The following is a 26,250-nucleotide window of genomic DNA, read 5'->3' as shown; positions in this document are numbered from 1 at the left end:
AATGTTAGTATTTCCAGCCTGTTGGATGATCTATTTGCCGGCCCGCCCGGCGCGCGGCTCCATGTCCTCACCCTACGAAGTTCCAGCGCTGCGGCGCATACACGAGATACTGGACGTGCTCGCGCACGCGCAGGCCCCGATGCGCGCGGCGGCAATCGCCCAGGCCACCGGCCTCTCGCGCAGCACGCTCTACCTGATGCTCGACTCGCTCGAACGCCGGCGCTGGATCGAAAAACGCGCGGACGGCTATATCGTCGGCCTCACGCTGTTCGAACTCGGCAGCACGTATGTGCGGCACGACCGGCTCCAGGAAGTGTTCCGCCAGGAAGCGACCGTATTCGTCGCGACGCATAACGAAGTGGTTCAGCTTGCCGTGCTGGACGGCGCCGAAGTCGTGTATCTCGCGCGCGAGGATCCCGCGCGGCCCGTGCTGCTCGTCTCCGATCCAGGCTCGCGGCTGCCCGCGCATTGCAGCGCGCTGGGCAAAGCGCTGCTCGCGAGCCTTCCCGATGATGAGGTCAACGCGATCCTGCCGCGCCAGCTTCCCGCCGTCACGGCGAACACCATCACGCGCAAGCAGGATCTGCTCGCGGCGCTCGCCGCGATACGCCGCTCAGGCCTCGCGCACGAGCGCGAAGAAGTCACGGCGGGCATTGCGTGTTTCGCGGCGTTCGTGGGCGTGACGGCGCTCGGCAAACGTGTGGCGGTCAGCGCGAGCCTGCCGCTGGAAAGGCTGGACGCGCGCCGCGAAAAGCGCCTGGCCATCGCGGTGGTCGAAATGGCGCAGCGCATCGCCAAGGGTCTTTGACGACGCCTGAGTGCTCAGGCGCTCTCGCGCGGCACGACGGCGTATTGAATGCGCGTTTTCACGGGACGCTGCGCGACAGCGCCGTCCGCTGCCGCGAGCGCGGCGACGATCGCCTCGCCCGTGCGCTGGCCGATGCCGTAGGCATCGACCGAAATCGTGGTGATGGCCGGATAGCAGCACGCCGCGATCTCGAAGTTGCCGAACCCCGCGACCGCCATGTCGCGCGGCACGCTCAGGCCGCGCCGCTGGCATTCCATGATCGCGCCGAAGGCCGACATGTCGCTCACGCACATCACGGCTTCGGTGTCGGGCCAGCGCTCAAGCAGTTCGGCCATGGCGGGCGCGCCGTGGCTCATCGTGACGGGAGAGTCGCCCAGTTGCACGACGCGGCGCCTGTCGAGCCCGAGCGCTTTCATCTCCATCTGATAGCCCTTGAGGCGATCGAGGCCGCGCCGGTCCAGTTCGCCCGCGCCGCCCAGAAAACCGATGCGCCGATGTCCCTTGTCCGCGAGATAGCGCACCATCTCGCGCGCGGCGCTCACGTTGGAAAAGCCCACGGCCATGTCGATCGGCTCCGCGGGCAGGTCCCACATCTCCACGACGGGCACGCCCGAGCGCTGCAGCAGCGTGCGCGTGGCGTCCGTATGCTGCGCGCCCGTGAGCGCGATGCAGCGCGGCTGGTGGCGCAGCATCTGGCGCACGAGGCGCTCCTCGCGGTCGAGGAAGTAGTCGGTGTCGCCGATCAGCAGTTCGAGGCCTTGCGGCTCCAGTACAGCCGTGAGGCCGCTCACGGTGTCCGAAAAATTGGAGCTGGAAAGCGATGGCACGAGCACGGCGACGAACGACGAGCGCCCCGAGGAAAGCGCGCCGGCCGCCGCGTCGGCCACATAGCCGAGTTCGTCGATCGCGCGCTGCACGCGCTCGCGCGTCGCCTCCGACGCGCTGCGCCCCGCCATCACGCGCGACACCGTCATCTTCGAAACGCCCGCGAGACGAGCGACATCGGACATGCGGGGCGGCGTGACTTTCGGAGCGCTGGTTCTGGACATCGCGGCTGGACGGCAAAATAAAAAGAACGCATATCATAACGGCTGCGTCCTGGTTTTCCTCGTTTCGCACCATTGCATGCCTTCGCCATCGTAGGCATTCATTTAATTCGCAATCCTCATCACCTGGCGGAATCGGCCGCCGCATGCGTAACGTTCGATTCGCGAATCCACGAATTCGGTCACAATCGACGGTCGGTGCGGCAGGCAGTGCACCCAGCGCAGACGCCCCGCCGCCCACTCACGAGCCAGGAGGAGACTTGCCATGTCAGGACCCACCCGCACCATCGCCGAAAAACGCGCCGACTTTCGCGCGCTGCACACCGCCGGTTGCTTCGTACTGCCAAACCCGTGGGACGTGGGCAGCGCGCGTTATCTCCAGAGCCTCGGCTTCAAGGCGCTCGCGAGCACGAGTTCCGGTTTCGCATGGTCGCGCGGCCACGCCGACAACACCCTCCCGCGCGACGCGATCCTCGCGCACCTGCGCGAGATCGTCGCGGCCACCGACGTGCCCGTGAACGCCGACTTCGAAAGCGGCTTCGGCGCGGACCCCGCAGGCGTCGAAGAAAGCGTGGGCCTTGCGGTCGAGAGCGGCGTTGCGGGGCTTTCCGTGGAAGATTCGACCGGCGACCAGGCCGCGCCGCTGCTGCCGATCGAGGTCGCCGTCGAGCGCATGCGCGCGGCGCGGCGCGCTATCGACGCGCGTGGCGGCGACACCGTGCTCGTCGGCCGCGCGGAGAACTTTGTGGCGGGCGTGCCCGACCTCGACGACGCCATCGCGCGCTTGCAGGCGTATGCGCAGGCAGGCGCCGACTGTCTTTATGCGCCCGGCATCCAGACGCGTGAGCAGATCGTGGCCGTTGTGACCGCGCTCGCGCCGAAGCCGGTGAACGTGCTGATCGGCGCGAACTCGACCTTCACGCTCGACGATCTCGCCTCGCTCGGCGTGCGACGCGTGAGCGTGGGCGGGGGCCTTGCACGCGCCGCATGGGGCGGCTTCCTGCACGCGGCGCAACGGCTGGCCGAAGGGCGCTTCGACGGCTTCCAGAACGCGGCGTCCGGTGCGACGCTCAACGCCGCCTTTCGTCAGGAAACCTGATTAGTTGACGTGAGCGACGTGCGGGGTGCGCGCGGTTTGCGCACACCGGTGACGTTGCCAGTGTCGCCGAAGCACGCCAGCGCCCACGCCACGAACGCGCGCTGCTTGGGAGCCTGCGCGCGGCGATCAGCGTAAAGCAGATGCATGGGCCGCACCGGCGCGGCATACGCCTCGAGCAGCGGCACGAGCCGGCCCGCGGCCACCGACGGCGCCAGGCTCGGCTCACCGGCGAGCACGATGCCCACGCCCGCTTCCGCCGCCGCGATCAGCGCGCGCGTGTCGTTGCTGCGCAACTGGCCGCGCGGCTCGACTTCGATTTGCGTGTCGCCGTCCTGGAAGATCCACGTTCGCGGCGCCGGAAAGCTGTCGAACGCGTAATCGAGACACATGTGCTGCGCGAGTTCGCGCGGATGCGCCGGCGTTCCGTGAGCCGCGAGATAGGCGGGCGCGGCGCACGGCACGAGCCGGTAAGGCGCGAGCGGCCGCGCGACGAGTTGCGAGTCGGGCAGCGCGCCGATGCGAAACGCGACATCGAAACCATCCTGCAAGAGGTCGAACTGCCGGTCGCTCAGCACGAGATCGATTTTCACGTCGGGGCAATCGGCGAGAAAAGCCTTGATTTCATCGGCAAGCCGAAAGGCGCCGAACGCGACGGGCGCCGTCACGCGCAGCGTGCCCTGCGGGTGGGCGGTTTGCGCGAGCGCGATGGCGTCGGCGGCGGCCGCCTCTTCGAGCACGCGCCGGCAGGCTTCGAAATACGCGCGGCCCGCTTCGGTGAGCGCGTGCTTGCGCGTCGAGCGTTGGAGCAGGCGCACGCCCAACGTCTTCTCGAGCGCGTCGACGTGCTTGCCCGCCATTTGCGGCGTCATCGCGAGCATGCGCGCCGCCGCCGTGAACGAACCGGATTCCGCTGTCTTCACGAACACGGTCATGCTGGTCAGTTTGTCCACGATTGGAAATCCGCCGTTTCAAGTCTTTAACCGGAAAGGCCGATTATCGCATGACGGTTTCGGCGCTACGCTGGGGTCTCCATTTCCAACTACGGGGATTTTCCATGAAAGCACACAGCGAACATCGATTGACCGTCGGCATTCTCGGCGCGGGCGAGATCGGCATGACGCTGGGCAAACTTCTCGCGCAGGCGGGGCATGAGGTGATGCTCTCGTCGCGTCGTCCCGAGGCACGCGCGGCAGAGGCGGCGTCGCTGGGTTGCCGGATCGGCACGCTGGAGCAAGCCGCTGCGTTCGGCGAGATCGTCATCGCGGCACTCCCGCTATTGGCGCTCGACGACATTCCGGTCGATACGCTCGCCGGCAAAGTCGTCATCGACACCATGAATTACTATCCGCCGCGCGACGGCGCCATCGCCGCGTTCGACGAATACCGCGAGGCCACGAGCGAGCGCGTCGCGCAGCGCCTGCATGGCGCACGCGTGGTCAAGGCGTTCAATGCGATTCTCGCGTACGACCTGCCGCGCGAAGAGCGGCCGCCTGTCGAGGGCAACCGGCGTGCGCTGCCCCTAGCGGGCGACGATGAAGACGCGAAGGCGTTCGTGGCGGCGTTGCACGCGCAACTCGATTTCGACGCGTTCGACTCGGGATCGCTCGCCGATAGCTGGCGCTTCGAGCGCGCAAAACCCGCCTATTGCATCCCGTTGAACCGTATGCAACTGCGCGCCGCGCTCGCCGCCGCCGAACGCGACAAGGAGCTGCCGCATGGCTCATGGCGACGCAAACCGCGCGCGACCGAAGTTCGTTGAACCCGGATTTCCTGGCACACCGAATCAACTAACGCCAGGATCATGCGAGACGGGACGCAACGAGGCACTACCGCCCCGCCTTGCATGCTGTGCTTAATCGTAGTGACGGTGCTTGTGGCGCTTGCCGTGATAGCCGCGCGAATAGTCGTCGGCGTAGGAGTTCGAACGCGAGACATTCCCGCCGAGCGCCGAGCCCGCGCCGCCGCCCACCGCCGCGCCGATCAGGCCGCCGGCGGGGCCGCCCATGGCATTACCCGCCGCCGTGCCTGCGCCCCCGCCAAGCGCGCCGCCGATGATGGCGCCCGTGCGCTCGCGACGATTCGAAGTAACCGCGCCGCCCGCGCCGCCGCCCACTGCGCCGCCGATCACAGCGCCAGTGCCGCCGCCCACCGCGCCGCCCAAAGCCGCGCCCGCGACACCGCCGAGCGCGCCACCCAGTACGTTGTTCATATCGCCGGCCAGCGCCGGGAGCGAGGCCGCCGCCGTCAGCGCGGCAACGGCAACCATCTGGATGAGTTTCTTCGACATAGTTGTTCTCTTACGTTTTTGAGACGGGACCGAGTATAGCGGCCAAATTGAAAGCTCCTTGTAACGCCAACGCCTGGACCCCGTAAGAGGTGTAACAAAATGGTCCCGGCGCGGCACGACGCTCCATGAAGGCCTTTTTGTGGCAGGCTTGCCAGATCCGACTGCTAAAGGGCCTCCACCATGTCCCGAACGCCACACTCCGTTTCCGCGTTGTCGCTGGCAAGCCCCACGTACAGCCTCACGCTACGCGTGCTGCACTGGCTGACCGCGTTATGCATGTTCGTCGTGATTCCGGTGGCGTGGTACATGACGACGATGGACCGTCATGACCCGTCGCGCGGCACCTGGATTAATTTCCACAAATCGATTGGACTGACCGTCCTGCTGCTCACGCTGATCCGCGTCGTGACGCGGCTTTCGGGCACCACGCCGCCGCTGCCGCAACGCATTCCTCTCTTCGAGCAGAAACTCGCGCACGTCGGTCATGGCCTGCTGTATCTGATTCTCTTCGCCATGCCGATCAGCGGCTATATCAACTCGTATGGCGGCGGCCATCCGGTGAACTGGTTCTGGCTGTTTCAGGTGCCCGCCGTCGTGCCGGCAGACAAGGCGCTTGGTCAGCTCGGCTCGAAGGTCCACTACTGGCTGGCGTACCTCACGTACGTGCTGATCGCCGGGCATGTGCTCGCGGTGATCTACCATCAGGCGGTGCAACGCGTGGACATCCTCGGACGCATGACCGGGCGCGCGGGGAAGCGCTAAGCACGGAAATTCGGAGACTATTGTCCGTTCACAGCCACCTACCGGGCGATGAGACTTTCACGCGTCCATCGCCACTGTAGCGCGCCGGTCGACATACTGTTTGTTGCGGCTTCGGCCGTTTGCGATCTGCAATTCGAACGTCAGCGGGCGCGCTCCACTTCCAGGCCACGCTGCGCCACCCGATACTCCTGCCACATTTTCTGGTAAGCACGCTCCATGTTTCGTGCGAAACGCGGCGCATCCATCAGTGGCGAAGCTTCCATGCGCACCCGCAACCCCGCGCGCAACGCCGCCAGACGAGGCAGATCGCGCGCAAGTTCGCTGGCAACGCGCACAAAGTCCTCGTCCGTATGCGCAACGAGTTCAGGCAGGCCCAGATTGGCCGCGAGGCTCCATCCGCCACGGCTCGCCGCAGAGCGGCCCGCGCGAGTGACCACGGGCACGCCCATCCAGAACGCGTCGAGGCTCGTGGTGTGGCCGTTGTAAGGAAACGAGTCCAAGGCGAGATCAATGCGACGGTACGTTTCCAGATACGGGGCGCGTGCCTGATGGCCGACGAACGCCACCCGCGAGGCGTCGATGCCCTGCGCCGCACAGCGCGCGGCGATCCGTTCGCGCGGTGCGCCTGGCGGCGCGAGCAGCAGCAAACGCGAATCCCCCACGGCGGCCATTACCCGACTCCACAGATGGAGCGCGTGATCGCTGATCTTGGCAGGGTTGTTAAGGCAGCCAAACGTGAACGTCGCGCCGCTCGCTGCAGGCAAGCCGTTGACGGCGCCAAGGTCGGCCTGGGCGTCATAGCACCAGAACGCGTCAGGCAGGCGGAGCGAACGTTCGGTGTAGAGCGCGTCGCGGCCAGATTCATCAGGAGGATCGAGCCACGGATCGGTGAGCCGGTAGTCCATGGCACGGCTGCCCGTGGTGCCCGGATAGGCGAGCCACGCGACCTGGACCGGCGCGGGCCGGTGCGCGAACAGCGGGCGCCGCGAGCCAGCCATGTGCATGGTCAGGTCGATGAGGATATCGATACGGTCCGCGCGTATCTGTTGAGCGAGTTCCGTATCACCGACCGTGCGAACATCGCGCCATACATCGGCGAAATTCTTGATACGCGCCGTCATGGCATCGGGACGCGCGACGCCGGAATAGCAGAAGATCTCAAACGCCTCATGATCGTGCTGTGACAGCAGGGGCACTGTGAAAAGCGACTGGCAGTGGTAATAGAAGTCGGGCGATACATAGCCAATACGCAAACGCCGCTCAGGCGCCAGATCGTTCGCATGGCGCTGCGCACGCGCCGACCTGAAAACGGGCTCCTCATGCCGGGCCGCATAGCGTTCGCTTTCTTCGAGCAGTAAATGTGGGTCGTCCGTTTGAAATGCGAGTGCGAAGATAAGGTCGCTGTGCGCCACGCTGTCGGCAGGGTTGCATGCGAGCGAATGCCGATAGGCGTCGATCGCCTCGTCAAGCCGTCCCATCTTGAAGAGCACGTCGCCCAGCGCAGTCTGCGCGCCAGCGAACTCCGGTTCCACTTCGAGCGCCCTGCGCAGCGCCGCTTCCGCGCCGGGAAGATCCCCGTCGGCCAGCACGTGGCCGAGTTGATACCAGCCATTCGCGTCACGCGGTTGCAAAGCGACGGCACGTTCAAGCGCAGCGACGGCTTCGTCAGGCTTCGCGCGGCCAAGCACGGTGCCGAGGTTGTAGTGCGCGTCGGCAAGGGTCGGATCAGCAGCGATGGCGTTGCGTGCTGCTGTCTCGGCTTCCACGGGATGCGTTCTTGAGAGGAGATGGGCGAGATTCGACCACGCGGCTGCGGCGCGTGGATTTAACGCGACTACGCGCCTGTACGCGGCTACGGACTCGTCGGGGCGGCTCTCGCACAACAGGTTGCCGAGATTGAACCAGGAGATGGCGAGCGCAGGATTGAGTGCGACGGCACGGCGCAAGGCATCCTCGGCTTCGAGCGGCCGTGATGCGGAAAGCAGATTTCCGAGCGCGTTCCAGGCGGGTGCGAAGTCCGGATCGAGATGGAGAGCACGGCGCAATGCCGCCTCGGCAACTTCGGGCTGAGATTGCGCGAGCAACGTACCCAGATTGAAATGTGCCTGCATGAAGCCGGGCGCCAGGTCAATTGCGCGCTCGAACGCGCTTCGCGCCTCTTCGATACGCGAGCCGCGTAGCAGGTTGCCGAGATTGTTGTGCGCTTCCGGAAACACCGGCTGAAGCTCGAGCGCTCGGCGCAGATGCTTTTCGGCCTCAAGTGCGTTACCCGCGCCGCAGTTATTGGCCAGGTAAAAGTGCGCAACGGCGATTGCGGGATCGAGTTCGAGCGCGCGTAAGAGTGCAGCGCGTTCGTCGTCGATGCGACCTTGTGTGTGCAACGCGAGGGCGAGATCGACCAGGCGGGACGGGTTCTGTTGCGGACCAAGTCCCTCTCTCAGGAACGTACTGGCCTTGGCAAAGTGTCCTTGCTGGAACGCGATCAGACCCGCGAGGTGCAGCGTCTCTGGCTGACGGGATGCGTGGCTGAGCGCCGTCTGACAATGGCGTTCCGCTTCGACGAGCCGGCCGGCACGCCAGGCGGCGAGTGCGGAATCGTACATGTTGGTGGTGAGGGTGACCTCGTGCGCTGCGCAGGGGCGAGAGCGCTTCAGGCCGCACGCAATTGTTGAGGCTAAAGGCTGCGAACTATGGACGCCCCGCGATCCCGAAAATGCTGGCCGTAGTGATTCTTTGATTTACTGCAAGTCCATCTGCGTGATGGCCTGACGGATTTGCTTTTTGTATGTCGATAACGGGCAACCCTATTGAAAAGAGTGCCATCGCCCATATCGTATAATTCCGATATATGATTCGGACAGTTACGATGCAACCGCGATGAAGAAACCCCCTGCCACTCCCACTCTGGACGTCGACGCGATCTGCAAGGCGCTCTCCAACCCGGTGCGCCGCGAGATTCTCGCGTGCCTGCGCGAGCCGCAGGTGCATTTCGGCGACCAGGAACTGCCGCTCGAAAACGGCGTTTGCGCGGGCAAGATCGACGCGCATTGCGAGCTTTCGCAATCCACGGTCTCCGCGCATCTGGCCGTCTTGCAGAAGGCCGGACTCGTCACGTCCAGACGCGTGGGGCAGTGGGTGTTCTTCAAGCGCAACGAGCCGGTCATCGAGGCGTTCATCGCCCACATGAACGCGCAGTTGTGATTGTCGTCCGTTTCGAGTCCCGTATCGCTTTTCAGCACGCGGGCCGCGCCCGCAGACAAGGTGAACCTACATGGCAACGCTTTTCGACCCCATCCAGATCGGCGACCTCACGCTGCCGAACCGCATCATCATGGCCCCGCTCACGCGTCAGCGCGCGGGCGACGTACGCGTGCCCAACGCGCTCATGGCGAAGTACTACGCCGAGCGCGCCACGGCCGGCCTCATCATCAGCGAGGCGACCTCGGTGACGCCGCAAGGCATCGGCTATGCCGAAACGCCGGGCATCTGGTCGCAGGAGCAGGTGGAAGGCTGGAAGGTCGTGACCGAAGCGGTACACGCCGCGGGCGGCCGCATCTTCCTGCAACTGTGGCACGTGGGCCGCGTTTCCGACCCCGTATTCCTGAACGGCGATCTGCCGGTGGCGCCGAGCGCCATCGCGCCGCAAGGCAACGTGAGCCTCGTGCGTCCGCAACGCGGCTTCGTCACGCCGCGCGCGCTCGAAACCGGGGAAATCGCGGGCGTGATCGCCGCGTTCCGCCAGGGCGCGGTGAACGCGAAGGCGGCCGGTTTCGACGGCGTGGAAATTCACGGTGCGAACGGTTATCTGCTCGACCAGTTTTTGCAGGACAGCACGAATCACCGCACGGACGCCTATGGCGGCTCGATCGAAAATCGCGCGCGCCTGCTGCTCGAAATCACCGACGCGTGTATCGACGTGTGGGGCGCGAATCGCGTCGGCATGCATATCGCACCGCGCGGCGACGCTCACACGATGGGCGATTCGGATCCGGCGGCGACGTTCGGTTATGTGGCGCGCGAGCTTGGCAAGCGCAAGATCGCGTTCCTCTTCGCGCGCGAATCGCTGGGCGACAACCGTCTCGGCCCGCAGTTGAAGGCCGAATTCGGCGGCCCGTTCATCGCGAACGAAAAGTTCTCGCTGGAATCGGCGCAGGCCGTGCTCGCGGCAGACGAAGCCGACGCGGTCGCGTGGGGTCAGCTCTTCATCGCGAATCCCGATCTGCCGCGCCGCTTCGAATTGAACGCCCCGCTCAACGCGCCGAATCCGTCGACGTATTACGCGCGCGGCGAAACGGGCTACACGGACTACCCGTCGCTCGAAAGCGCGGCGTAACCCGCGCAAGCGCATGCGGTTCGTCGCCGCATGCCACCTGGCGGCCACGGCGGAGGCGTTCTCCCTCGCCGTGGCCGCTTTTCGCTGGAAGTCTCGAAAATGCGGGCGTGCGCGCGAGCGGACGCGAAAACTTCGACAGATCCCTCCTTCTACCGGGCCGCGGCGATATCGCTCGATAGCCGGATTCAATTGGTATCCCGCGCCCGGATATCCTTGAATTCAAACCCTGCCCGCCAACCCCTGCTCGCTGACCGGAGCCAAGACATGCCGAAGACCGCCGACGTTGCCGAAATCGTCCATACCATCGCCGAAGAAACCAACACGCCGGAAGAAACGGTCGCGCGCATTTACGCCGACACGCTCAATGAATATCGCGCGCAAGCGCGCATCCAGGACTATCTGCCGCTGTTCGCCGCGCGCAAGACGCGTGCGACGCTGCGGCAAAACGGCTCAAAATCACGCTGATCGCCCCACCCGCGACACCCGCGACGTTTTTCTGAAGCGGTGCGCGCCCGCGCAGGGCGTGCACCGCTATTTCCATTGGCCGGCCCGGGTTCACCCGGCCAAACATCGCGCCATGCTTCCCTCTTAAGTTTGGTTTAATTCTTTGCTGCAACCATAGGCTCAACCCCTGTTGAGCCGCCGGAACATCGGCGGCGTTTTTTTGCGCGGCAAGTCTGGGAAGGAGCGAGGTCATGGTTGAAGACGATGTGCTGGTGCACCTGCAGTCCCTGCTACGCGACGGCGCGGCTTCGACAGTCGCGTCGTGCCGGGTCTCCACGCCGCTGCAGCATCCGTGGGGCCGCGCCTACCGGCTCGTCGAATGGACGACGCCGCTCGACGAGAGCGCCCGCCGCCAGGTCGTACCCGCCGAGAGCACGGCGCTCGACATCGCGCGCCTCGTTGCGCAGCACGTGCCGGGCCGCCGCATTCTGCTGAACGGCGAGCCGGCCGCTGTCGAGCGTCCGCGCACGCGCCGCCGCCGCGCGTCCGGCGCCGCGAACGCACGCGCGGCGCGCTAGCAGCGCCGCTTTCGCGGCGGTCGCACAGGCGGGCGCTCGCGTGCGCCCAACCTGCAACGTCCCGTTCCCGCGCTGGCAGCTTCAAACCAGGAGCCGCGCCAGCGCCTCGTCCAGTTCATCGCTCACACGCGTCATCGGCGCGCGCAGTTCATTGCGGATCAGCCCGCGCGCGGCCAGCCCCGCCTTCACCGGCGCCGGATTCGGCTCCGCGAACGCCGCGCGCACGAGCGGCACGAGCGTGTGCCAGATCGCGCGCGCATCGGCTAGACGCCCTTCCTGCAACGCTCGCGCCATCGCCACGAAACGCTCCGGCCGCCAATGCGCCGACGCCGCAATTGCCCCGCTCGCGCCCGCGCACATCGCCCCGAACATCTCGATGTCCTCGCCGCAGAGCACCTGCAAACGGCCGTCGAGTATCAACGCAAGCGTCTTGTCGAGCGAGCCGCCGCAGTCCTTCACCGCGACAATGCGCTCGTGCGCGGCGAGTTCGAGCAGGGTCGGCAACTCGATGCGCACGCCCGTACGCGCGGGGATGTCGTAAATGATCAGGGGCTTGCGGCTCGCATCGGCAAGCGCCGCGAAGTGGCCGATCACACCTGCCTGCGGAGGGCGGATGTAGTATGGCGCCGCCGCCAGCACGCCCGCAATGGGCCGCTCGTTGAGCGCCGCGATCCGCTCGCACACCGCCGCCGTATGATTGCCGCTCACGCCCGCCACGACCGGCAGGCCGCCCGCCGACGCCAGCACGGTGGCGAGCACGTCGTCGGCCTCTTCCTCGCTCAGCGCGGCGGGCTCGCCGGTCGTGCCGAGCGCGACGAAGCCGGCCACATCGGCCTCGACGTAATGGCGCACGAGCGAATGAAGCGCGGCATGATCGACTGCGCCGGCGTTGAACGGCGTGACGAGCGGAATCCAGATACCCGAAAAACCAGACATGACTTTCCCTTGAACTCGACCGTATGGAAGATCCGTTCAGCGGTGCGCAGGAGGGAAGCAAGCCGGGAGGGATGCGAAAGGCGGGGCGCCTTCGACTGGCTGTTCCGTCGCACATCTGACGGAACAGCGAACTCCGGTCAGATGAGCGGCTGTTTTTTGGCTTTGGCTTTCACCCGCGCCGAAGCGGCCTGCGCGAACGACGGCACCGCGCGCATGGCGGCGGTGACATTCGGCAGATCGTGGCGGAGCGGATGACGGAGCATGTCGCGCAGTGTAACCGGGATTGCGCGTTTGCGGGCGCGCGCCGGCGTGCTCGATATGCGCTCGATAAGCGCTTACTCGCGCGGCAGCACCTCGAATTGAGGCGAATCGAGCAGCAGGCTCTGGGCGTCGCCGCTCGCGCTCGTTTCGCCCGGATCGCGTTTGGTGAGCTTGCCGTCCACCGACGCGCCGCAGTCCATCTGCAATTGCTGGTAGTAGATATTGCCGACCACGTGCGCGTTCGCCTGCAGTTCGACGAAGTGATCGGCAATTACGTCGCCCTGAATGCGCCCGTTCACCACGATGTCGTAGCCGTGCACGTTGCCCTCGATCGCGCCGCGCTCGCTCAGCACGAGCAGCGTTTTCGCGCCGCGCTTGCTGGCGACGTTGCCGTGCACGCGGCCGTCGAGGCGCAGCCCGTCGGCGTATTCGAGGTCTCCCGTGATCGTGATGTCCTGCGCGATCAGCGTCGCCAGCTTGGTTTGCTCGATGCCCGGTTGCGGCTTTTTCTTGTTGCTAAACATGGAAGACTACCGTGTGGTGTAAATATCGATGAAGAAGCGCGGCGCGCCTTGAAGTTCAGCGCGAACCGGCGCCATGGTTTCGCAGAAACAGAAGCTCGGCCTGCAGCTTCGCGACCATGGCCTGCGCGCCTTGCGCCGTGGTTTGCAGCGTGGCGCGCGCGGCGCGTTCCTGTTCGAGCCGCAGTTGCGTGTCGCTGAGTTCGCGGCTCAGGGCGTCGGGCGCGACCACGGGGCAGCTCGGCTCGCTTTGCGGCTTGAGCAGCCATGCGGTAACGCCGGCGCCGGCCGTGGCGGCAAGCACGGCCCACAAGGCCGCGCCGCCCACGCGCCACGCGAGCGAGCGCACCGGTTGCAGTTCGTAAGCGCGATCGGCATTGGTATGCGTGCGCGGGGTACGTCTCGGATCAGCCATTGGCGGGCGCAGCGAAGAGTGCGAGATAGTCGGCGGGATTGACGGGCTGCCCGTTCACGAGCACTTCGAAGTGCAGATGCGGGCCGGTCGAGCGCCCCGTGGAGCCCACGTCGGCGATATGGTCCTGCGGCAGCACGATCTGGCCCGCGCGCACGTCGATCTTCGAGGCATGGCCGTAACGCGTAATGAAGCCGTTGCCATGGTCGATCTCGACTGCATTGCCATAACCCCCCTTCGGCCCCGCGAAGATCACGCGCCCGCCCGCCGCCGCGAGGATGGGCGTGCCGGCCGGCGCAACCAGATCCATGCCCGGATGAAAGCTGAGGCGCTGCGTGAACGGATCGATGCGGTTGCCGAACGGCGAGCCGTTGCGGCCGCCTTCGATCGGGCGGCGCCCCGGGAACGCGTCCCACGCGGCCTCATGCTCGGCGGTGGCCTGCTCGAGCGCGGAAAGCGTCGCGGCCATGCAGTCGATTGCGCCGTTGACGGCCTTGGCGTTCGCGTGCGCGGCGGACGCTTCCACACAGCGGCGCGGCGCCAGCGCGGGGCCGCCCTCGCCGTCGCTGTCATTGCCCTGATTGCCTTCTTCGCCCGGGCGCGCGGGCGAGGGCGCGGCCGCTGCGCCGCGCGCCGGCAGCGCGCGCAGCCGCTGGTCGAACTGGCGCAACTGCGCGAGTTCCCCAGCGAGGCGCTCGATGCGCGGATCGAGCAACGCGATGGAAGCGTCCATGCGCCCGATTTCGCCGACCACGTAGTGATGCTGATTCGCGGCGGCGAAGCCAGAGGCGGATCCGGCAGGAGCGCCCGCGAAATGGCCGATCGCCACGCCGCCGGCCAGCGCAAGCACGGCCGCCGCGCATGCCGACGCAATCGCGGCGCGCCGCGCCGTCTCGTGCGTAACGAAGCGGACGTCGCCCCGGGTCAGGTCGCCGGCCGAGCTTGACCATGGAAACTTCATGGTCGGCTCCGCGAGGACCGTGCGGGCCGAAGGCTCGCGCGGAGGGCGTGCAATGGGAGAGGTAAAGCGGACATCTTCGGCTGCAATGGCCCGCGAGCGCCGGCCTGGAAAAATTCAAAGCGGCGATTATCGTGGCGTCGCAAAAAGCGCCATCCCAATTTAAGGGACGCAGGGCGTGCGCGACCTTGGAGCGCGCATTCGGCCAAAAGAGCTTGACTTCTCGCGCCGTCGAACTAATATACGCACCGCGTACATCAACCAGAACTCACGGGTGCCAGCATGAGCGTTCCGCAACAAGCCTTCCTCCGCGACGCCATGCGGCGTCTGAACATGACCCGCGACGCATTCGCAAGCCGTATCGGCGTGTCGCGTCGTGCGCTCGATACGTGGCTGCTGCCCGAGGAGTCGCAGGAATCGCGCGCCATGCCGGAGATCGTCGAGCGCTTCGTTTCGGAAATCGTCGGCAGCGGCGAATCGCGCGAAGTCTATACGCAAAGCGTAGATTCGCGCTCGCTCGCCAGCCAGATGCAGTTCGAGGGCAAGCCGCAACTGCTTTCCGTCGAGCAGTTCTCGCGCGATTCCGTCGAAGCCCTGTTCCGCGTGGCCGACATCATGCAGCCCATCGCGCGCCGCCGGAAAATCTCGCGCGTGCTCGAAGGCGCGGTGCTGGGCAACCTCTTCTTCGAAGCCAGCACACGTACGCGCGTGAGCTTTGGCGCCGCCTTCTGCCGCCTGGGCGGTTCGGTGTGCGACACGACCGGCTTCACGTTCTCCTCGATGGCGAAGGGCGAATCGATCTACGACACAAGCCGCGTGATGGCCGGCTACGTGGACGCCATGGTGATTCGGCATCCTGATCAAGGCTCCGTGGCCGAATTCGCGCGCGCCGTGAACATTCCCGTGATCAACGGCGGCGACGGCCCCGGCGAGCACCCGAGCCAGGCGCTGCTCGACCTTTACACCATCCAGCGCGAGTTCTCGCGTCTGGGCAAGATCGTCGACGGCGCGCACATCGCGCTCGTGGGCGACCTCAAGTACGGCCGCACGGTGCACTCGCTCGTAAAGCTGCTCGCGCTGTATCGCGGCATCAAGTTCACGCTCATTTCGCCGCCGCAGCTCGAAATGCCGGCGTACATCGTCGACAAGATCTCGACCAACGGTCACGTGGTCGAGCAAACGCACGATCTGCGCGCGGGCCTGCGCGGCGCGGACGTGGTGTACGCCACGCGCATCCAGAAGGAGCGCTTCGCCGACGAATCGTTTGAAGGCTACACGCCCGAATTCCAGATCAACCAGGCAACGATGGACGAGTGCTGCAGCGCCGAAACGCTCGTCATGCACCCGCTGCCGCGCGATAGCCGTCCGGGCGCGAACGATCTCTCGACCGATCTGAACCACGATCCGCGCCTCGCGATCTTCCGCCAGACCGACAACGGCATTCCGGTGCGCATGGCGATCTTCGCGGTGCTGCTCGGCGTGGAAAATCTCGTGCAGCATTCGATGCGCGATGCGGTGTGGCGTCCGCCTGCGTACCTCGGTCCGGACGACGCCGTGTTTCACGGTATCGACTGATCCTCGTTGCGTTCGCAACCGGGCGACGAACCCGGGCAACGAAATCGGCCCGCAGGCGTCAGTCGCGCTTGCGGGCCGATGTGTTTATGGAGCGCTCCCGCGCGTCACGACGCGCACACCGCGACGCAGGTCAGGCCTTCGGCTTTTTCCGCCGCGTCGATGGCCGTCTCCAGCGCATCGAACGAATGGCGCTCCACGTCGATCGCATCGAGCGGCAACTGGCCCGACTGCACGAGCGCGATTAGCGCGCGGTAGTCCGCGCTGCTGTACATGAACTGGCCCATCAACTCCCAGTTGTTGATCAGCATCTCCGCGTACTTGATCGGCAAATCCACATCCATGCTGCCCATCAGCACCATGCGGCCGTTGCGGCGCAGGCTGCGCAGCGCAGAAAGCGTGGCGCCGGGATCGGCGGCGTGGCCGACCATGTCGAAGGCGAGATCGGCGCCGCCGTTCGCCGCGGCGCGGACGGCTTCCACGTCGCGCGCCGTCTCGCCGCTGAGCGCCACGGTCGCGACGCGCCCGCCGCCGAGCTTCGCGAGCGGCGCCAGCGCGGCCGCGCGCCGCCCGAGCGCCACGACGCGGCCGGCGCCGAGTGCGAGTGCGTCGAGCACGGCCGCCGAGCCGAACGCGCCCGTTGCGCCGTTGATCACCACGGTTTCGCCTGCCGCGAGCCGCCCGCGCCGCAGGCCGCCGAACGGCACCACGAGCTTGCCGAGCGCCGCGAGCTGCGCCGAGGGTACATGATCAAGGCCGTCGAGCGGGAACACTGTCGAGGCCGGAAACTCGACCGCCTCGCGCAGCGTGCCATGCGGGAAATCGCCGAGCATGGGCGCGCTGTCCGGGCTGATCGCCGTGAGCCCGAGCAGCGCCTGAGCAGGCTCGCGCAGCGCCTCGTCGGCGACCCAGTAGGGGCTCAGCGCCACACGCTGGCCGACGCGATAGCCGTACACGCCTTCGCCCACCGCCAGCACGCGGCCAATGCCGTTGGTCCCCGGCGAAAACGGCCCCTGCGGATAGCCATACGGCAGCTTGCCCTGCACATACTGGCGCGTATAGCTCAGGAGCGGCACGGCCTCCACGGCCACCAGCAACGCGCCGCGGCGCGGTTCGGGTTGCGGAACGTCGCGCAGCGCGAGCGGCTGGCCGGGTTGATCGAGCATCCAGGCTTTCATGGTTTCTCCAGGTTCCAGGTGGAAGGGGTTCGTCGTTCATCTGACGGATTGAACTCTAGGCGAACGGCACGTATTCTTGAAATCAATCGCCGACATTCCACCTATCACCGTGATTGATCTCTCCGGCATCGACCTGAATCTGCTCGTCTCGCTCGACGCCCTGCTCGCCGAGTCGAACGTGACGCGCGCCGCCGCGCGCCTGAATCTCACGCAGCCGGCCGTTTCGGCGCAACTCGCGCGGCTGCGGCAGCTCTTCGACGACCCGCTGCTCATTCCCGCCGCCAACGGACGCGGCATGACGCCCACGGCGCGCGCGCTCGAATTGATGGAGCCGCTGCACGCGGCGCTCAAGACTCTCGAAACGGTGGTGCGCCGCGAGCCGGCCTTCGATCCGCTCACGGGCACACGGCGCTTCGTAGTTGCCGCGAGCGATCAGTGCGTGGCCGTGCTGGGCTTGCCGCTGATGATCGAGTGGCCACGGCTCGCCGGGCCTGGCTTGCAACTGGCGTTCATCGCCATTGAATCCGGTTCGCTCGCGGAGCGCTTCGAGCGCGGCGAAATCGATTTGCTGCTCGGCTCCGCCCAGCAGGTGCCCCCAACGCTGAAGGCCAGAAAGCTCTACGACGAACGCTTCGTGGTGGCGCAACGCAAAGGGCATCCACGGGGCGCGGCCGCGTTCGATCTGGACAGCTATTGCGCATTCGAGCACGTGCTCGTTTCGACGAGCGGCGCGAGCTTCTTCGGCTTCATGGACGAACATCTCGAAGCGCTGGGGCGGCGCCGTCGCGTGGCGCATTCGGTGCAGCACTTCACGCTCGTCCCCGAGGTGCTTGCGCGCACGGATTACGTGGCGACGCTCCCCTACCGGCTCATCGCGCGCTACCGGGATCGCGTGGATCTGTTCGAACTGCCGTTCGAAGCACGCGGTTTTTCCATGCATGCGGCATGGCATCCGCGCAATCATGCCGACCCAGCGCTCGTGTGGCTGCGCGAGGCCGTGGTTGCGCTGACCAATGGCGATATGGTTAGCCATCCTATCGATTGACGATCCGGGAACGTGTGCGCATCGTCGTATCCCGCCAAACACCTCGCTGCGCACGCCCCCCTTCCCGCACGGCGTTTCTGTCCACCGCGCCAGCTTCATGCCGGGCTGCCGTCAGCCATGCGACAGCGATGCGCCATCCCGCACCCCGCAGCGAAAAATTCACACGCAAGCGCTTTACTTTCGCGTTCGGGAAGTGCAATTTGCAGTTCTGCCCTGCGCGGCCAAGCCACCACGGCATCGGAATTGCTGCACCCAAGAGGCGCTGCGCCGCGCGACGAAATCCTGCGCCATGACGCGCGGCCAGCGCCTGAAGTCCCGGCTTACGTTCTTTACGTTCCGTCTTCATCCTGGAGTCCGCAAATCGCCATGTCCAACGAACGCCCCCTCGATGCGCCGTGCGATTGCGACGACGCCACCCAACCCACTCCCTCGCGCGCGCCCGCCGATCTCACGCGCCGCCGCTTCCTGCAATCGGCGGCGGCCGCTGCCGCATTGAGCGCAACGCCGCATCTGCACGCGCAGAACGCCCCGCCGGGCGCCGCCCCCGCCGAAGCGCCGCCACCGGCGCCCGCGCAACCGGTCAGGCTCGACATCAACGGCCGCGCCTATGCGCTGCATATCGAACCGCGCGTCACGCTGCTCGATGCGCTGCGCGACTACGCGGGCCTCACCGGCACGAAGAAGGGCTGCGACCGCGGACAATGCGGCGCATGCACGGTGCTCGTGGAAGGACGGCGCATTAACAGTTGCCTCACGCTCGCGGTCATGCACGAAGGCGAGCGCATCACCACAGTCGAAGGGCTCGCGGGCGCGGCCGCGTTGAGCCCCGTGCAGCGCGCCTTTATCGAGCGCGACGCATTCCAGTGCGGCTTCTGCACACCAGGCCAGTTGTGTTCGGCAACGGCGTGCCTGAGCGAATTCGCGGCAGGCGCCGCGAGCGCCGCCACGCCCGACGTACGCACGCGCCCCGCGCAACTGAGCGACGCCGAAATACGCGAGCGCATGAGCGGCAACATCTGCCGCTGCGGTGCCTATGTCAACATCGTGGCCGCCGTGCGCGACGCGCACACGGCCGGCGCCTGAGTACGGAGGCACGAACATGGATGCCATCTCGTACCAGCGCGCCGCCGACGTGAACGGCGCGATCGCCGCCGCGCAGCGCCCCGGCGCGATGTACATCGGCGGCGGCACGAATCTGCTCGACCTAATGAAAGGCGGCGTGGCGCATCCGGTGACGCTCGTCGACATCACGCGCATCGAGGCGCTCGATCAAGTCGAAACGCTCCCGAACGGCGGCCTGCGCATCGGCGCACTGGTGCGCAACAGCGACGCCGCCAACCACACGCTCGTGCGCACCCGTTATCCGTTGCTCTCGCAAGCGCTGCTCGCCGGCGCTTCGCCGCAACTGCGCAACATGGCGACCGTGGGCGGCAATCTCATGCAGCGCACGCGCTGCCCGTACTTCTACGACACCGCGTTCGTCCAATGCAATAAACGCGCGCCCGGCAGCGGCTGCGCGGCGATTGGCGGCTTCAACCGCACACATGCGATTCTCGGCGCCAGCGCCCAGTGCGTGGCGGTGAATCCGTCCGATATGAGCGTCGCGCTCGCCGCGCTCGACGCCACCGTACAGGTAAGCGGGCCGCGCGGCGCGCGCACGATTGCGTTCGCGTCGTTTCATCGCTTGCCTGGCGAGCGACCCGATCTCGACACCACGCTTCAGTCAGGTGAACTGATTACCTCGATCGACCTGCCGCCGCCGATGTTCAGCGATCACTCGCACTATCTCAAGGTCCGCGACCGCGCGAGCTATGCCTTCGCGCTCGTTTCGGTGGCAAGCGCGCTGCAACTCGACGGCAACCGCGTACGCACCGCGCGCATCGCGCTGGGTGGCGTGGCGCATCGGCCCTGGCGCGCGAGCGTGGCGGAGCAGCATCTCGCCGGAAAGACGCTCGACGAATCGACGCTGCGCGAAGCCGCCGCCGCGGAACTCGCGCAGGCCAGGCCCCTCAGCGCCAATGCCTTCAAGGTGGGACTCGCGCAGCGCGCGATCATCCGCTCGACGATGCTCGCCGCCGCCGGCACGCAAGGTCAAATCCCCGGAGATTTCGCATGAGCACGCTGACCGGACAACCGATGGACCGCATCGACGGCATGCTCAAGGTCACGGGCGGCGCGCTCTATGCGAGCGATTTCCCCGAAACGCGGCTCGCGCATGCTGTGCTCGTCACCAGCACGATTGCGAGCGGCACGATCACGTCGATCGATGCAAGCCGCGCGCAGTCCATGCCCGGCGTGCTGCTCGTCATGACGTACCAGAGCGCGATGCGCCTGCCCAACGGCGGGCGAACGCCGCTCAAGCCGCCCGCCGGACGGCATCTCACGCTGCTGCAGGACAACGTCGTGCGTTACAGCAACGAGCCTGTCGCGGTCGTCGTGGCCGACACGCTCGAACATGCGAGCGATGCCGCGCGTCACATCAACATCGCCTACGCGCCGACGCAGGCCACGCTCGACTTCAACCAGGCGAAGGCGGCCGCGCACGCGCCGCCAAGCCCGCCGGGCCGCCCGGTCGAATCGACGCGCGGCAACGTCGAAGCCGGCTTGCACGAAGGCGCGGTGCGTCTGGACGCGGTCTACACCACGCCCACGCAGTTTCACAATCCCATGGAGCCGCACGCGACGATGGCCCGCTGGGACGGCCCCGACCTCACGCTCTACGACGCCACCCAGGGCGTGAGCGGCGCGCGCAACGCCGTGGCGGCGGTGTTCGGCATCCCGCCCGACAACGTGCGCGTGATCTCGCCGTTCCTTGGCGGCGGCTTCGGATGCAAAGGGTCCTCGTGGTCGCACGTGAGCCTGTGCGCGATGGCCGCGAAGCAGACGGGACGCCCCGTGCGCCTCGCGCTCGAGCGTCCGCAGATGTTCGGGCCGATCGGCTCGCGCCCGCATACGGAGCAGCATCTCTCGCTCGCCGCCCGCGCGGACGGTACGCTCACCGGCCTGCGCCACGACACGCTCGCCCAGACGTCCACGTTCGAAGACTGGCTGGAGACGTGCGGCCTCGTCACGCGCATGATGTACGCGGTGCCCAATTGCAGCACGAGCCATCGTGTCGTACCCCTGAACGTCGGCACTCCGACCTTTATGCGCGCGCCCGGCGAAACCACGGGCTCCTTCGCGCTCGAATCGGCCATGGACGAGCTGGCGTGGCAACTGAAGATGGACCCCGTTGCGCTGCGCCTGAAGAATTACGCGGAAAGCGAGCCGCAGGAAGGCAAACCGTGGTCGTCGAAAGCGTTGCGCCAATGTTATGAGACGGGTGCGCAGCGCTTCGGCTGGTCGCGGCGCCTCGCTACGCCGCGCGCCATGCGCACCGGCAACACGCTTGTCGGCCTCGGCATGGCGAGCGCGACATACCCTGCGAATCGCAGCGAAGCCGCCGCCGTCGCGCGCATCCTGCCCGACGGCACGGCGATGGTTGCGTCGGGCACGCAGGACATCGGCACCGGCACCTACACGGTGATGACCCAGGTCGCCGCCGACGCGCTCGGCTTCCCGCCCAATCGCATCCACTTCGCGCTCGGCGATTCGACCTTGCCGCCAGCACCGGTTTCGGGCGGCTCGCAGTCGGCGGCAAGTGTCTCGCCCGCCGTGCAGGCCGCGTGCCAAGCCGTGCGCGACAAGCTCATCGCGCTCGCGCGCGCCGATCGCGGCTCGCCCGTCTACGGTCTCGCCGACGACGACGTGACCGTGCAGGACGGCTGGCTCGTGAGCCGCAGCGACACCTCGCGCCGCGATCCGGTTGCCGCCGTCATCGCGCGCGCGGGCGGACAGCCGGTCGAAGCGCAGATCGCCGCGAAGCCCGGCGCGGAAAAGCAGCAGTACGCGTTTCACTCGTTCGGCGCGGTGTTCGCCGAAGTGCATGTCGATGCCGATACGGGAACGATACGCGTGGCGCACATCGTCGGCGCCTACGACGTGGGCCGCGTGCTCAACGAAAAAACGGCGCGCAGCCAGTTGATGGGCGGCATGGTGTGGGGCGTGGGCACCGCGTTGCACGAAGAAGGACTCTTCGACACGCGCATGGGCCGCATCACGAACAACAATCTCGCGGAATATCACGTGCCCGTGAACGCGGACATCGGCGAGCTTGACGTGCTGTTCGTGGGCGAGCCGGATCTGCGCTTCAATCCGCTCGGCGTGCGCGGTATCGGCGAGATCGGCATTACGGGCGTGCCGGCGGCCATTGCGAACGCCGTGTATCACGCCACCGGCGTACGCGTGCGCGATTTGCCGATCACGCTCGACAAAGTCGTTCCGCAGATGAATTCGCTCGCTTGACTGCGATGGCGCGGCACCGCGCAGTCCGCGATGGAATGCTTGCACCCGCATAGTGCATGCGCGAATCGTCGAATGCGCAGAGGAGGCAAATGCCGCGCGCGGGGCTTGCCTCGCGCGCGCTTGCGCCGCACAATCAGTGCTCCCCCTCTTCGCGGGCTTCACACCCATGGCCTATGCTTCGTTCGCCACCGGCGTGTTGCTCGCCGCCGGCACCGGTTCGCGCTTCGATCCCAACGGTCTGCGCAACAAACTCCTCGCTCCCCTTCCGGAAGGCACGTGCGTCGCGCGCGAGTCCGCGCAACGGTTGCTGCGTGTCGTACCCAAAGTGATCGCCGTGGTGCGCCCCGGCGCGGAAACGCTCGCGCACGTGCTCAACGACGCGGGCTGCGACGTCGTATTCGCACCGGACGCCGCTCGCGGCATGGGCGCGAGCCTCGCCGCCGGCGTGGAAACCGATCATGACGCCGAAAGCTGGATCGTCGCGCTGGCCGACATGCCCTGCATTGCCGTCGAATCGATCGAAGCCGTGGCGCGCGCGCTGGACGGCGGAGCATCGCTCGTGGCGCCGTTCTATCGCGGGCAGCGCGGTCATCCCGTGGGCTTCGGCTATCCGCATCGCGCGGCGCTCGTCGCGCTCGACGGCGACGCGGGCGCGCGCGCCGTGCTGGCCTCGCATCCGCTGACGCGCGTGGATGTCGACGACCCCGGCATTCTGCGCGACATCGACACGCCGGCGGACCTCAACGGACTGTGATTCCCGCGCATCGCCGCGCACTCGCGCACTTGCGCGCGGCGGCGGTTCAATTGCGACTGCCAGGCATGCTGTCGATCGCCTACGCTATAAGCTCACGCGCACCATCCCGCCACACGCACGCACCCGCTTTAGCGCAAGAGGACCTCGCGATGATCTGTTCGCACACGAATCCGCTTCCCGATCCGCTCGCCGATCCGACGCGCGACCCCGAACGCGACCCGCTCACCCCGCCCGCGCCGGGTCATCACAACGACGAACCGCAGCAGCCCGAGGGGCCGCCCGACAAAGACCCCGTCTGAGGGGATGTCCGGCCGCCCAGGCCGGGCGTCGCACCTTGCTCGTCGAGCGTTCGCGACACCGGTTCGCAAGCGCCGCGGTGCCGCTTGCGCGTCGCGCAACGCGCCCGTCCCTCAATCACCGCCTTTCGTGGAGCTTGCACCTTCGGCGGTCCATCCGTAGAATGCAAACGATTCCCATTTGCAGTATTTCCAGATTGCCGTGAGCCCAATCGTGATCGCGTTCGCCCCCGCTCGCCGGCCGGCGAGCCGAGGTTTTGCATGAGACCGCTGCTGGTGCGCCTGCACCGCTGGTTCGGTCTTGGCACCGCAGCCTTCCTGTTCCTTGCCGGACTCACCGGCGCGGTAATCGCGTGGGATCACGAACTCGACGCGCTGCTCAACCCGTCGTTCTTCCGCAGCGCGACGCCGGGCGCGCCGTTGCCCGCGCTCGAACTCGCCAGGCGCCTCGAGGCCGCGGAACCGCACGCGGTCGTGACCTTCATGCCGCTTTCCGTCGAGCCGGGCCACACCTGGATTGCGCAGGTGGCGCCGCGCCCCGACCCCGCGCGCCAGGCGCCCTACGCGCTCGGCTTCAATCAGGTCGCGCTCGACCCCGTCACGGGCGAGGAGCAAGGCCGCCGCATGTGGGGGAAGGCGTCGCTTGCGCGCGAGAACCTGATCCCCTTCCTCTATCAGCTTCACTACACGCTATTCATGCCGACAAAGATGGGCATCGACTTCAGCGTCTGGACGATGGGCGTCGTGGGCATCGTGTGGCTTCTTGACGGCTTCATCGCGATCGTGCTCGCGTTCCCGAACCTGAAAAGCTGGCGCAAGTCGCTTGCCTTTCGCGTGAAGCGCGGCGGCTATGCGCTCACGTTCGATCTGCACCGCTCGGGCGGCGTATGGCTGTGGGGACTCCTGATCGTCGTGGCCGTCACGTCCATTTCGATGAACCTCGGCGCGCAAGTGGTGCGCCCTGTGGTATCCGTTTTCTCGACGCTCGCGCCGGACCCGTTCCGCATCGTCGCGCCGGGCCCCCCGCTCACGCCCGCCGAAACTTCAGCCGCGCGTGCGCGCATCGTGGCCGAAGCCGCCGGCGCGGGCCGCCGCGAAGGCATCGCGGCGGCGCCGGGCGGCCTCTTTGGCCTGCCCGCCTCCGGCATGTATGGCGTGGGCTACTACGCGCCCGGCAAGGACCATGGCGACGCGGGCCTGGGCAATGCCTGGCTCATGTTCAACGCGCGCACGGGCGAGGTGCTCGGCAGGCAGATTCCCGGCCAGGGCAGCGCGGGCGACATCTTCGTTCAGGCGCAGTTTCCGTTGCATTCGGGGCGCATTGCCGGGTTGGCGGGACGCATCGCCGTCAGCGCGACAGGGCTCGTCGTGGCGCTGCTCAGCGTGACCGGCGTGCTCATCTGGCTCAAGAAGGCGCGTGCGCGGCGCAAGCCCGCGAAGCAGGCCCGGCAAGCGAAAGCAGCCGGCACGATCGGCACGCGGGAGCGCGCCGCGAACTAGTCGCGAACTAGTCGCGAATGCGCGCGCCCGCCGTGCGCCTGCTTAGCGCGTCACGCCATCGAACGCCGCGAGCAGGCGCTCGACATCGGCGGCGTGAATGTCGCCCATCGTCGAGATGCGGAACAGCTCCGCCGACAAACCGCCCTGCCCCGCGTAGATCACGAAGCCGCTCGCCTTGAGCGCGTCATGCAGCCGCGGATAATCGACGCCCGCGGGCAGGCGGAAGGCGCGCAGCACGACCGACGATTCGTCCTTCGGCAACACGCTTTCCATGCCGCGCGCCGCGAGCCCCGCGCGAACCTGCTCCGAAAGCGCCGCATAGCGCGCGTGACGCGCCTGCCAGCCGCCTTCGTCGGCGAGTTCGCGCAGCGCTTCGACGAGCGCGTAATACGCGTGCACGGAAGGCGTGAACGGCGTGTTGCGCTGATCCTGCAAGGTGGCAAGACGCTTGAGATCGAGATAGTACGTGCGGCTATGCGCCTCACCCAGCGCGGCGCGGCGCACCACCACGAACGCCGCGCCCGGCACGCCGTGCAGGCACTTGTTCGCTGTGGCCGCCACCGCCGCGATACTCGCGTCGCCGAAATCGATCGCTTCGGAACCGAAGCTGCTCACGCCGTCCACGAGCATTTGCACGCCGCGTGCGCGGCACGCTTCGCCCAGCGCGCGCAGATCGTTCAGACGGCCCGTCGTCGTTTCGTGATGAATGATCGCAACGTGCGTGATCGACTTGTCGGCGTCGAGCGCGGCCGCGATGCGGGCGAGGTCCGGCGCCTGCATCCAGTCGTGCTTCACGACCTCATGCGCGATGCCGTACTGCTTCGCGATCGCGGTAATGCGCTCGCCGTACACGCCGTTTTCGACGACCAGCAGCTTGCCGTTCGCGGGAACGAGCGTCGCGATCATGCTTTCGACCGCAGCCGTGCCGGAGCCCGTCATGAGCACGGCCTGCCATTGCGCGGGGTCGAGATCGTACACGCCCACGAGACGCGCGCGCGCCTCTTCCTGCACGTCGAAGAACTCGCTTTCGCGGTGGCACAGGTCTTCCTGGAGGAGGCTCCGGCGCACGCGTTCGGTGAGCGTGACCGGACCGGGATTGAGCAGCAGCATCGGTAA

27 protein-coding genes and 1 pseudogene are annotated in these 26,250 nt (G+C 67.0%); 16 read left to right on the top strand and 12 right to left on the bottom strand.

The annotated features are described in order from the left end of the window. Window positions 1–61 precede the first annotated feature (61 nt). Window positions 62–808, top strand: a complete 747-nt coding sequence (locus tag U5768_RS14910; protein ID WP_322031160.1) for an IclR family transcriptional regulator — start codon at window positions 62–64, stop codon at window positions 806–808. Between the two features lie 14 nt (window positions 809–822). Here the strand turns inward: U5768_RS14910 and U5768_RS14905 are convergent, their stop codons facing one another. Continuing rightward, entirely contained in the window at window positions 823–1,818 is a 996-nt protein-coding gene (locus U5768_RS14905) for a LacI family DNA-binding transcriptional regulator (RefSeq protein WP_322031159.1), read from the bottom strand. A 301-nt stretch (window positions 1,819–2,119) separates the two neighbouring features. Between U5768_RS14905 and U5768_RS14900 the strand changes: the two genes are divergently transcribed. Further along, complete coding sequence (locus tag U5768_RS14900) at window positions 2,120–2,953, top strand: isocitrate lyase/phosphoenolpyruvate mutase family protein (RefSeq protein ID WP_322031158.1); 834 nt, start codon at window positions 2,120–2,122, stop codon at window positions 2,951–2,953. On the opposite strand, the gene U5768_RS14895 is transcribed toward U5768_RS14900, so the two are convergent. Beyond that, window positions 2,941–3,903, bottom strand: coding sequence for a LysR family transcriptional regulator (locus U5768_RS14895; protein ID WP_322031157.1), 963 nt, complete (start codon window positions 3,901–3,903; stop codon window positions 2,941–2,943). The genes U5768_RS14900 and U5768_RS14895 overlap by 13 nt on opposite strands. A gap of 104 nt (window positions 3,904–4,007) precedes the next feature. On the opposite strand from U5768_RS14895, the gene U5768_RS14890 reads away from it, so the two are divergent. Further along, on the top strand, window positions 4,008–4,712 hold the full coding sequence (locus U5768_RS14890) for an NADPH-dependent F420 reductase (protein ID WP_415913904.1): 705 nt from the start codon (window positions 4,008–4,010) through the stop codon (window positions 4,710–4,712). Window positions 4,713–4,805: 93 nt separating this feature from the next. On the opposite strand, the gene U5768_RS14885 is transcribed toward U5768_RS14890, so the two are convergent. After that, window positions 4,806–5,240 (bottom strand): hypothetical protein, encoded by a 435-nt coding sequence (locus tag U5768_RS14885; protein ID WP_322031155.1) that lies wholly within the window; start codon window positions 5,238–5,240, stop codon window positions 4,806–4,808. A gap of 180 nt (window positions 5,241–5,420) precedes the next feature. Between U5768_RS14885 and U5768_RS14880 the strand changes: the two genes are divergently transcribed. Beyond that, a complete protein-coding gene (locus U5768_RS14880; RefSeq protein ID WP_322031154.1) occupies window positions 5,421–6,002 on the top strand; it encodes a cytochrome b in 582 nt (193 codons plus the stop codon). A 140-nt stretch (window positions 6,003–6,142) separates the two neighbouring features. Here the strand turns inward: U5768_RS14880 and U5768_RS14875 are convergent, their stop codons facing one another. Beyond that, the gene (locus tag U5768_RS14875; protein WP_322031153.1) at window positions 6,143–8,605 is read right to left on the bottom strand and encodes a tetratricopeptide repeat protein; all 2,463 of its coding nucleotides are present in this window, start codon (window positions 8,603–8,605) and stop codon (window positions 6,143–6,145) included. A gap of 274 nt (window positions 8,606–8,879) precedes the next feature. Between U5768_RS14875 and U5768_RS14870 the strand changes: the two genes are divergently transcribed. The 4 genes and pseudogenes from U5768_RS14870 to U5768_RS14855 form a co-directional block, all read left to right on the top strand. Beyond that, on the top strand, window positions 8,880–9,203 hold the full coding sequence (locus tag U5768_RS14870; RefSeq protein ID WP_322031152.1) for a metalloregulator ArsR/SmtB family transcription factor: 324 nt from the start codon (window positions 8,880–8,882) through the stop codon (window positions 9,201–9,203). Window positions 9,204–9,273: 70 nt separating this feature from the next. Beyond that, window positions 9,274–10,335 (top strand): alkene reductase, encoded by a 1,062-nt coding sequence (locus U5768_RS14865; RefSeq protein WP_322031151.1) that lies wholly within the window; start codon window positions 9,274–9,276, stop codon window positions 10,333–10,335. 264 nt (window positions 10,336–10,599) lie between these two features. Further along, entirely contained in the window at window positions 10,600–10,800 is a 201-nt protein-coding gene (locus U5768_RS14860) for a DUF3562 domain-containing protein (protein WP_322031150.1), read from the top strand. A gap of 230 nt (window positions 10,801–11,030) precedes the next feature. Further along, window positions 11,031–11,261, top strand: a pseudogene (locus U5768_RS14855) (DUF2866 domain-containing protein); the annotation flags it as partial. 177 nt (window positions 11,262–11,438) lie between these two features. Here U5768_RS14855 and dapA read toward each other — a convergent pair. The 5 genes from dapA to U5768_RS14830 form a co-directional block, all read right to left on the bottom strand. Further along, window positions 11,439–12,293, bottom strand: a complete 855-nt coding sequence (dapA, locus tag U5768_RS14850; RefSeq protein ID WP_322031149.1) for a 4-hydroxy-tetrahydrodipicolinate synthase — start codon at window positions 12,291–12,293, stop codon at window positions 11,439–11,441. A gap of 137 nt (window positions 12,294–12,430) precedes the next feature. Further along, window positions 12,431–12,556 carry a hypothetical protein gene (locus U5768_RS14845; protein WP_322031148.1) on the bottom strand — a complete coding sequence of 42 codons (126 nt, stop codon included), beginning with the start codon at window positions 12,554–12,556 and terminating at the stop codon, window positions 12,431–12,433. A gap of 72 nt (window positions 12,557–12,628) precedes the next feature. Continuing rightward, on the bottom strand, window positions 12,629–13,078 hold the full coding sequence (locus U5768_RS14840; RefSeq protein ID WP_322031147.1) for a polymer-forming cytoskeletal protein: 450 nt from the start codon (window positions 13,076–13,078) through the stop codon (window positions 12,629–12,631). Between the two features lie 55 nt (window positions 13,079–13,133). Then, the gene (locus U5768_RS14835) at window positions 13,134–13,490 is read right to left on the bottom strand and encodes a hypothetical protein (RefSeq protein WP_322031146.1); all 357 of its coding nucleotides are present in this window, start codon (window positions 13,488–13,490) and stop codon (window positions 13,134–13,136) included. After that, window positions 13,483–14,448 (bottom strand): M23 family metallopeptidase, encoded by a 966-nt coding sequence (locus U5768_RS14830; RefSeq protein WP_322031145.1) that lies wholly within the window; start codon window positions 14,446–14,448, stop codon window positions 13,483–13,485. Before U5768_RS14830 ends, U5768_RS14835 begins: the two co-directional genes overlap by 8 nt. 279 nt (window positions 14,449–14,727) lie before the next feature. Here U5768_RS14830 and U5768_RS14825 point away from each other — a divergent pair, with 279 nt between their 5' ends. Continuing rightward, window positions 14,728–16,020: an aspartate carbamoyltransferase gene (locus U5768_RS14825; RefSeq protein WP_322031144.1), complete on the top strand. Its 1,293-nt coding sequence runs from the start codon at window positions 14,728–14,730 to the stop codon at window positions 16,018–16,020. A gap of 104 nt (window positions 16,021–16,124) precedes the next feature. On the opposite strand, the gene U5768_RS14820 is transcribed toward U5768_RS14825, so the two are convergent. Beyond that, entirely contained in the window at window positions 16,125–17,195 is a 1,071-nt protein-coding gene (locus U5768_RS14820; RefSeq protein ID WP_322031143.1) for a zinc-binding dehydrogenase, read from the bottom strand. A gap of 76 nt (window positions 17,196–17,271) precedes the next feature. Here U5768_RS14820 and U5768_RS14815 point away from each other — a divergent pair, with 76 nt between their 5' ends. Beyond that, window positions 17,272–18,240: a LysR family transcriptional regulator gene (locus U5768_RS14815; RefSeq protein WP_322031142.1), complete on the top strand. Its 969-nt coding sequence runs from the start codon at window positions 17,272–17,274 to the stop codon at window positions 18,238–18,240. On the opposite strand, the gene U5768_RS14810 is transcribed toward U5768_RS14815, so the two are convergent. Next, window positions 18,230–18,586 (bottom strand): hypothetical protein, encoded by a 357-nt coding sequence (locus tag U5768_RS14810; RefSeq protein ID WP_322031141.1) that lies wholly within the window; start codon window positions 18,584–18,586, stop codon window positions 18,230–18,232. The two genes, U5768_RS14815 and U5768_RS14810, sit on opposite strands and share 11 nt — an antisense overlap. 20 nt (window positions 18,587–18,606) lie before the next feature. Here U5768_RS14810 and U5768_RS14805 point away from each other — a divergent pair, with 20 nt between their 5' ends. The 6 genes from U5768_RS14805 (at window position 18,607) to U5768_RS14780 (ending at window position 25,134) form a co-directional block, all read left to right on the top strand. Then, window positions 18,607–19,323 (top strand): (2Fe-2S)-binding protein, encoded by a 717-nt coding sequence (locus tag U5768_RS14805; protein WP_322031140.1) that lies wholly within the window; start codon window positions 18,607–18,609, stop codon window positions 19,321–19,323. Window positions 19,324–19,339: 16 nt separating this feature from the next. After that, window positions 19,340–20,356 carry a xanthine dehydrogenase family protein subunit M gene (locus tag U5768_RS14800; RefSeq protein ID WP_322031139.1) on the top strand — a complete coding sequence of 339 codons (1,017 nt, stop codon included), beginning with the start codon at window positions 19,340–19,342 and terminating at the stop codon, window positions 20,354–20,356. After that, the gene (locus tag U5768_RS14795; protein ID WP_322031138.1) at window positions 20,353–22,584 is read left to right on the top strand and encodes a xanthine dehydrogenase family protein molybdopterin-binding subunit; all 2,232 of its coding nucleotides are present in this window, start codon (window positions 20,353–20,355) and stop codon (window positions 22,582–22,584) included. Before U5768_RS14800 ends, U5768_RS14795 begins: the two co-directional genes overlap by 4 nt. A 166-nt stretch (window positions 22,585–22,750) precedes the next feature. Beyond that, window positions 22,751–23,338 (top strand): nucleotidyltransferase family protein, encoded by a 588-nt coding sequence (locus tag U5768_RS14790; RefSeq protein WP_322031195.1) that lies wholly within the window; start codon window positions 22,751–22,753, stop codon window positions 23,336–23,338. 149 nt (window positions 23,339–23,487) lie between these two features. After that, window positions 23,488–23,637, top strand: coding sequence for a hypothetical protein (locus tag U5768_RS14785; RefSeq protein WP_165822772.1), 150 nt, complete (start codon window positions 23,488–23,490; stop codon window positions 23,635–23,637). 258 nt (window positions 23,638–23,895) lie between these two features. Next, window positions 23,896–25,134 (top strand): PepSY-associated TM helix domain-containing protein, encoded by a 1,239-nt coding sequence (locus U5768_RS14780; RefSeq protein ID WP_322031137.1) that lies wholly within the window; start codon window positions 23,896–23,898, stop codon window positions 25,132–25,134. Window positions 25,135–25,176: 42 nt separating this feature from the next. Here U5768_RS14780 and U5768_RS14775 read toward each other — a convergent pair whose 3' ends face one another. Then, on the bottom strand, window positions 25,177–26,244 hold the full coding sequence (locus tag U5768_RS14775) for a 2-aminoethylphosphonate aminotransferase (protein WP_322031136.1): 1,068 nt from the start codon (window positions 26,242–26,244) through the stop codon (window positions 25,177–25,179). Window positions 26,245–26,250 lie beyond the last annotated feature (6 nt).

Origin of the sequence: Paraburkholderia sp. J76 (assembly GCF_905220295.1) — a bacterium.
Taxonomy (GTDB): Bacteria; Pseudomonadota; Gammaproteobacteria; order Burkholderiales; family Burkholderiaceae; genus Paraburkholderia.
This window is presented reverse-complemented; position numbering and strand designations above follow the sequence as displayed.

What these genes read in the sequence shown, in the direction of transcription:
- U5768_RS14910 (WP_322031160.1), top strand. Translation starts at nt 62, where the DNA reads ATGTCCTCACCCTACGAAGTTCCAGCGCTGCGGCGCATACACGAGATA.
- U5768_RS14905 (WP_322031159.1), bottom strand. Translation starts at nt 1,818, where the DNA reads ATGTCCGATGTCGCTCGTCTCGCGGGCGTTTCGAAGATGACGGTGTCG.
- U5768_RS14900 (WP_322031158.1), top strand. Translation starts at nt 2,120, where the DNA reads ATGTCAGGACCCACCCGCACCATCGCCGAAAAACGCGCCGACTTTCGC.
- U5768_RS14890 (WP_415913904.1), top strand. Translation starts at nt 4,008, where the DNA reads ATGAAAGCACACAGCGAACATCGATTGACCGTCGGCATTCTCGGCGCG.
- U5768_RS14885 (WP_322031155.1), bottom strand. Translation starts at nt 5,240, where the DNA reads ATGTCGAAGAAACTCATCCAGATGGTTGCCGTTGCCGCGCTGACGGCG.
- U5768_RS14880 (WP_322031154.1), top strand. Translation starts at nt 5,421, where the DNA reads ATGTCCCGAACGCCACACTCCGTTTCCGCGTTGTCGCTGGCAAGCCCC.
- U5768_RS14875 (WP_322031153.1), bottom strand. Translation starts at nt 8,605, where the DNA reads ATGTACGATTCCGCACTCGCCGCCTGGCGTGCCGGCCGGCTCGTCGAA.
- U5768_RS14870 (WP_322031152.1), top strand. Translation starts at nt 8,880, where the DNA reads ATGAAGAAACCCCCTGCCACTCCCACTCTGGACGTCGACGCGATCTGC.
- U5768_RS14865 (WP_322031151.1), top strand. Translation starts at nt 9,274, where the DNA reads ATGGCAACGCTTTTCGACCCCATCCAGATCGGCGACCTCACGCTGCCG.
- U5768_RS14860 (WP_322031150.1), top strand. Translation starts at nt 10,600, where the DNA reads ATGCCGAAGACCGCCGACGTTGCCGAAATCGTCCATACCATCGCCGAA.
- dapA (WP_322031149.1), bottom strand. Translation starts at nt 12,293, where the DNA reads ATGTCTGGTTTTTCGGGTATCTGGATTCCGCTCGTCACGCCGTTCAAC.
- U5768_RS14845 (WP_322031148.1), bottom strand. Translation starts at nt 12,556, where the DNA reads ATGCTCCGTCATCCGCTCCGCCACGATCTGCCGAATGTCACCGCCGCC.
- U5768_RS14840 (WP_322031147.1), bottom strand. Translation starts at nt 13,078, where the DNA reads ATGTTTAGCAACAAGAAAAAGCCGCAACCGGGCATCGAGCAAACCAAG.
- U5768_RS14835 (WP_322031146.1), bottom strand. Translation starts at nt 13,490, where the DNA reads ATGGCTGATCCGAGACGTACCCCGCGCACGCATACCAATGCCGATCGC.
- U5768_RS14830 (WP_322031145.1), bottom strand. Translation starts at nt 14,448, where the DNA reads ATGAAGTTTCCATGGTCAAGCTCGGCCGGCGACCTGACCCGGGGCGAC.
- U5768_RS14825 (WP_322031144.1), top strand. Translation starts at nt 14,728, where the DNA reads ATGAGCGTTCCGCAACAAGCCTTCCTCCGCGACGCCATGCGGCGTCTG.
- U5768_RS14820 (WP_322031143.1), bottom strand. Translation starts at nt 17,195, where the DNA reads ATGAAAGCCTGGATGCTCGATCAACCCGGCCAGCCGCTCGCGCTGCGC.
- U5768_RS14810 (WP_322031141.1), bottom strand. Translation starts at nt 18,586, where the DNA reads ATGAAGACGGAACGTAAAGAACGTAAGCCGGGACTTCAGGCGCTGGCC.
- U5768_RS14805 (WP_322031140.1), top strand. Translation starts at nt 18,607, where the DNA reads ATGTCCAACGAACGCCCCCTCGATGCGCCGTGCGATTGCGACGACGCC.
- U5768_RS14800 (WP_322031139.1), top strand. Translation starts at nt 19,340, where the DNA reads ATGGATGCCATCTCGTACCAGCGCGCCGCCGACGTGAACGGCGCGATC.
- U5768_RS14795 (WP_322031138.1), top strand. Translation starts at nt 20,353, where the DNA reads ATGAGCACGCTGACCGGACAACCGATGGACCGCATCGACGGCATGCTC.
- U5768_RS14790 (WP_322031195.1), top strand. Translation starts at nt 22,751, where the DNA reads ATGGCCTATGCTTCGTTCGCCACCGGCGTGTTGCTCGCCGCCGGCACC.
- U5768_RS14785 (WP_165822772.1), top strand. Translation starts at nt 23,488, where the DNA reads ATGATCTGTTCGCACACGAATCCGCTTCCCGATCCGCTCGCCGATCCG.
- U5768_RS14780 (WP_322031137.1), top strand. Translation starts at nt 23,896, where the DNA reads ATGAGACCGCTGCTGGTGCGCCTGCACCGCTGGTTCGGTCTTGGCACC.
- U5768_RS14775 (WP_322031136.1), bottom strand. Translation starts at nt 26,244, where the DNA reads ATGCTGCTGCTCAATCCCGGTCCGGTCACGCTCACCGAACGCGTGCGC.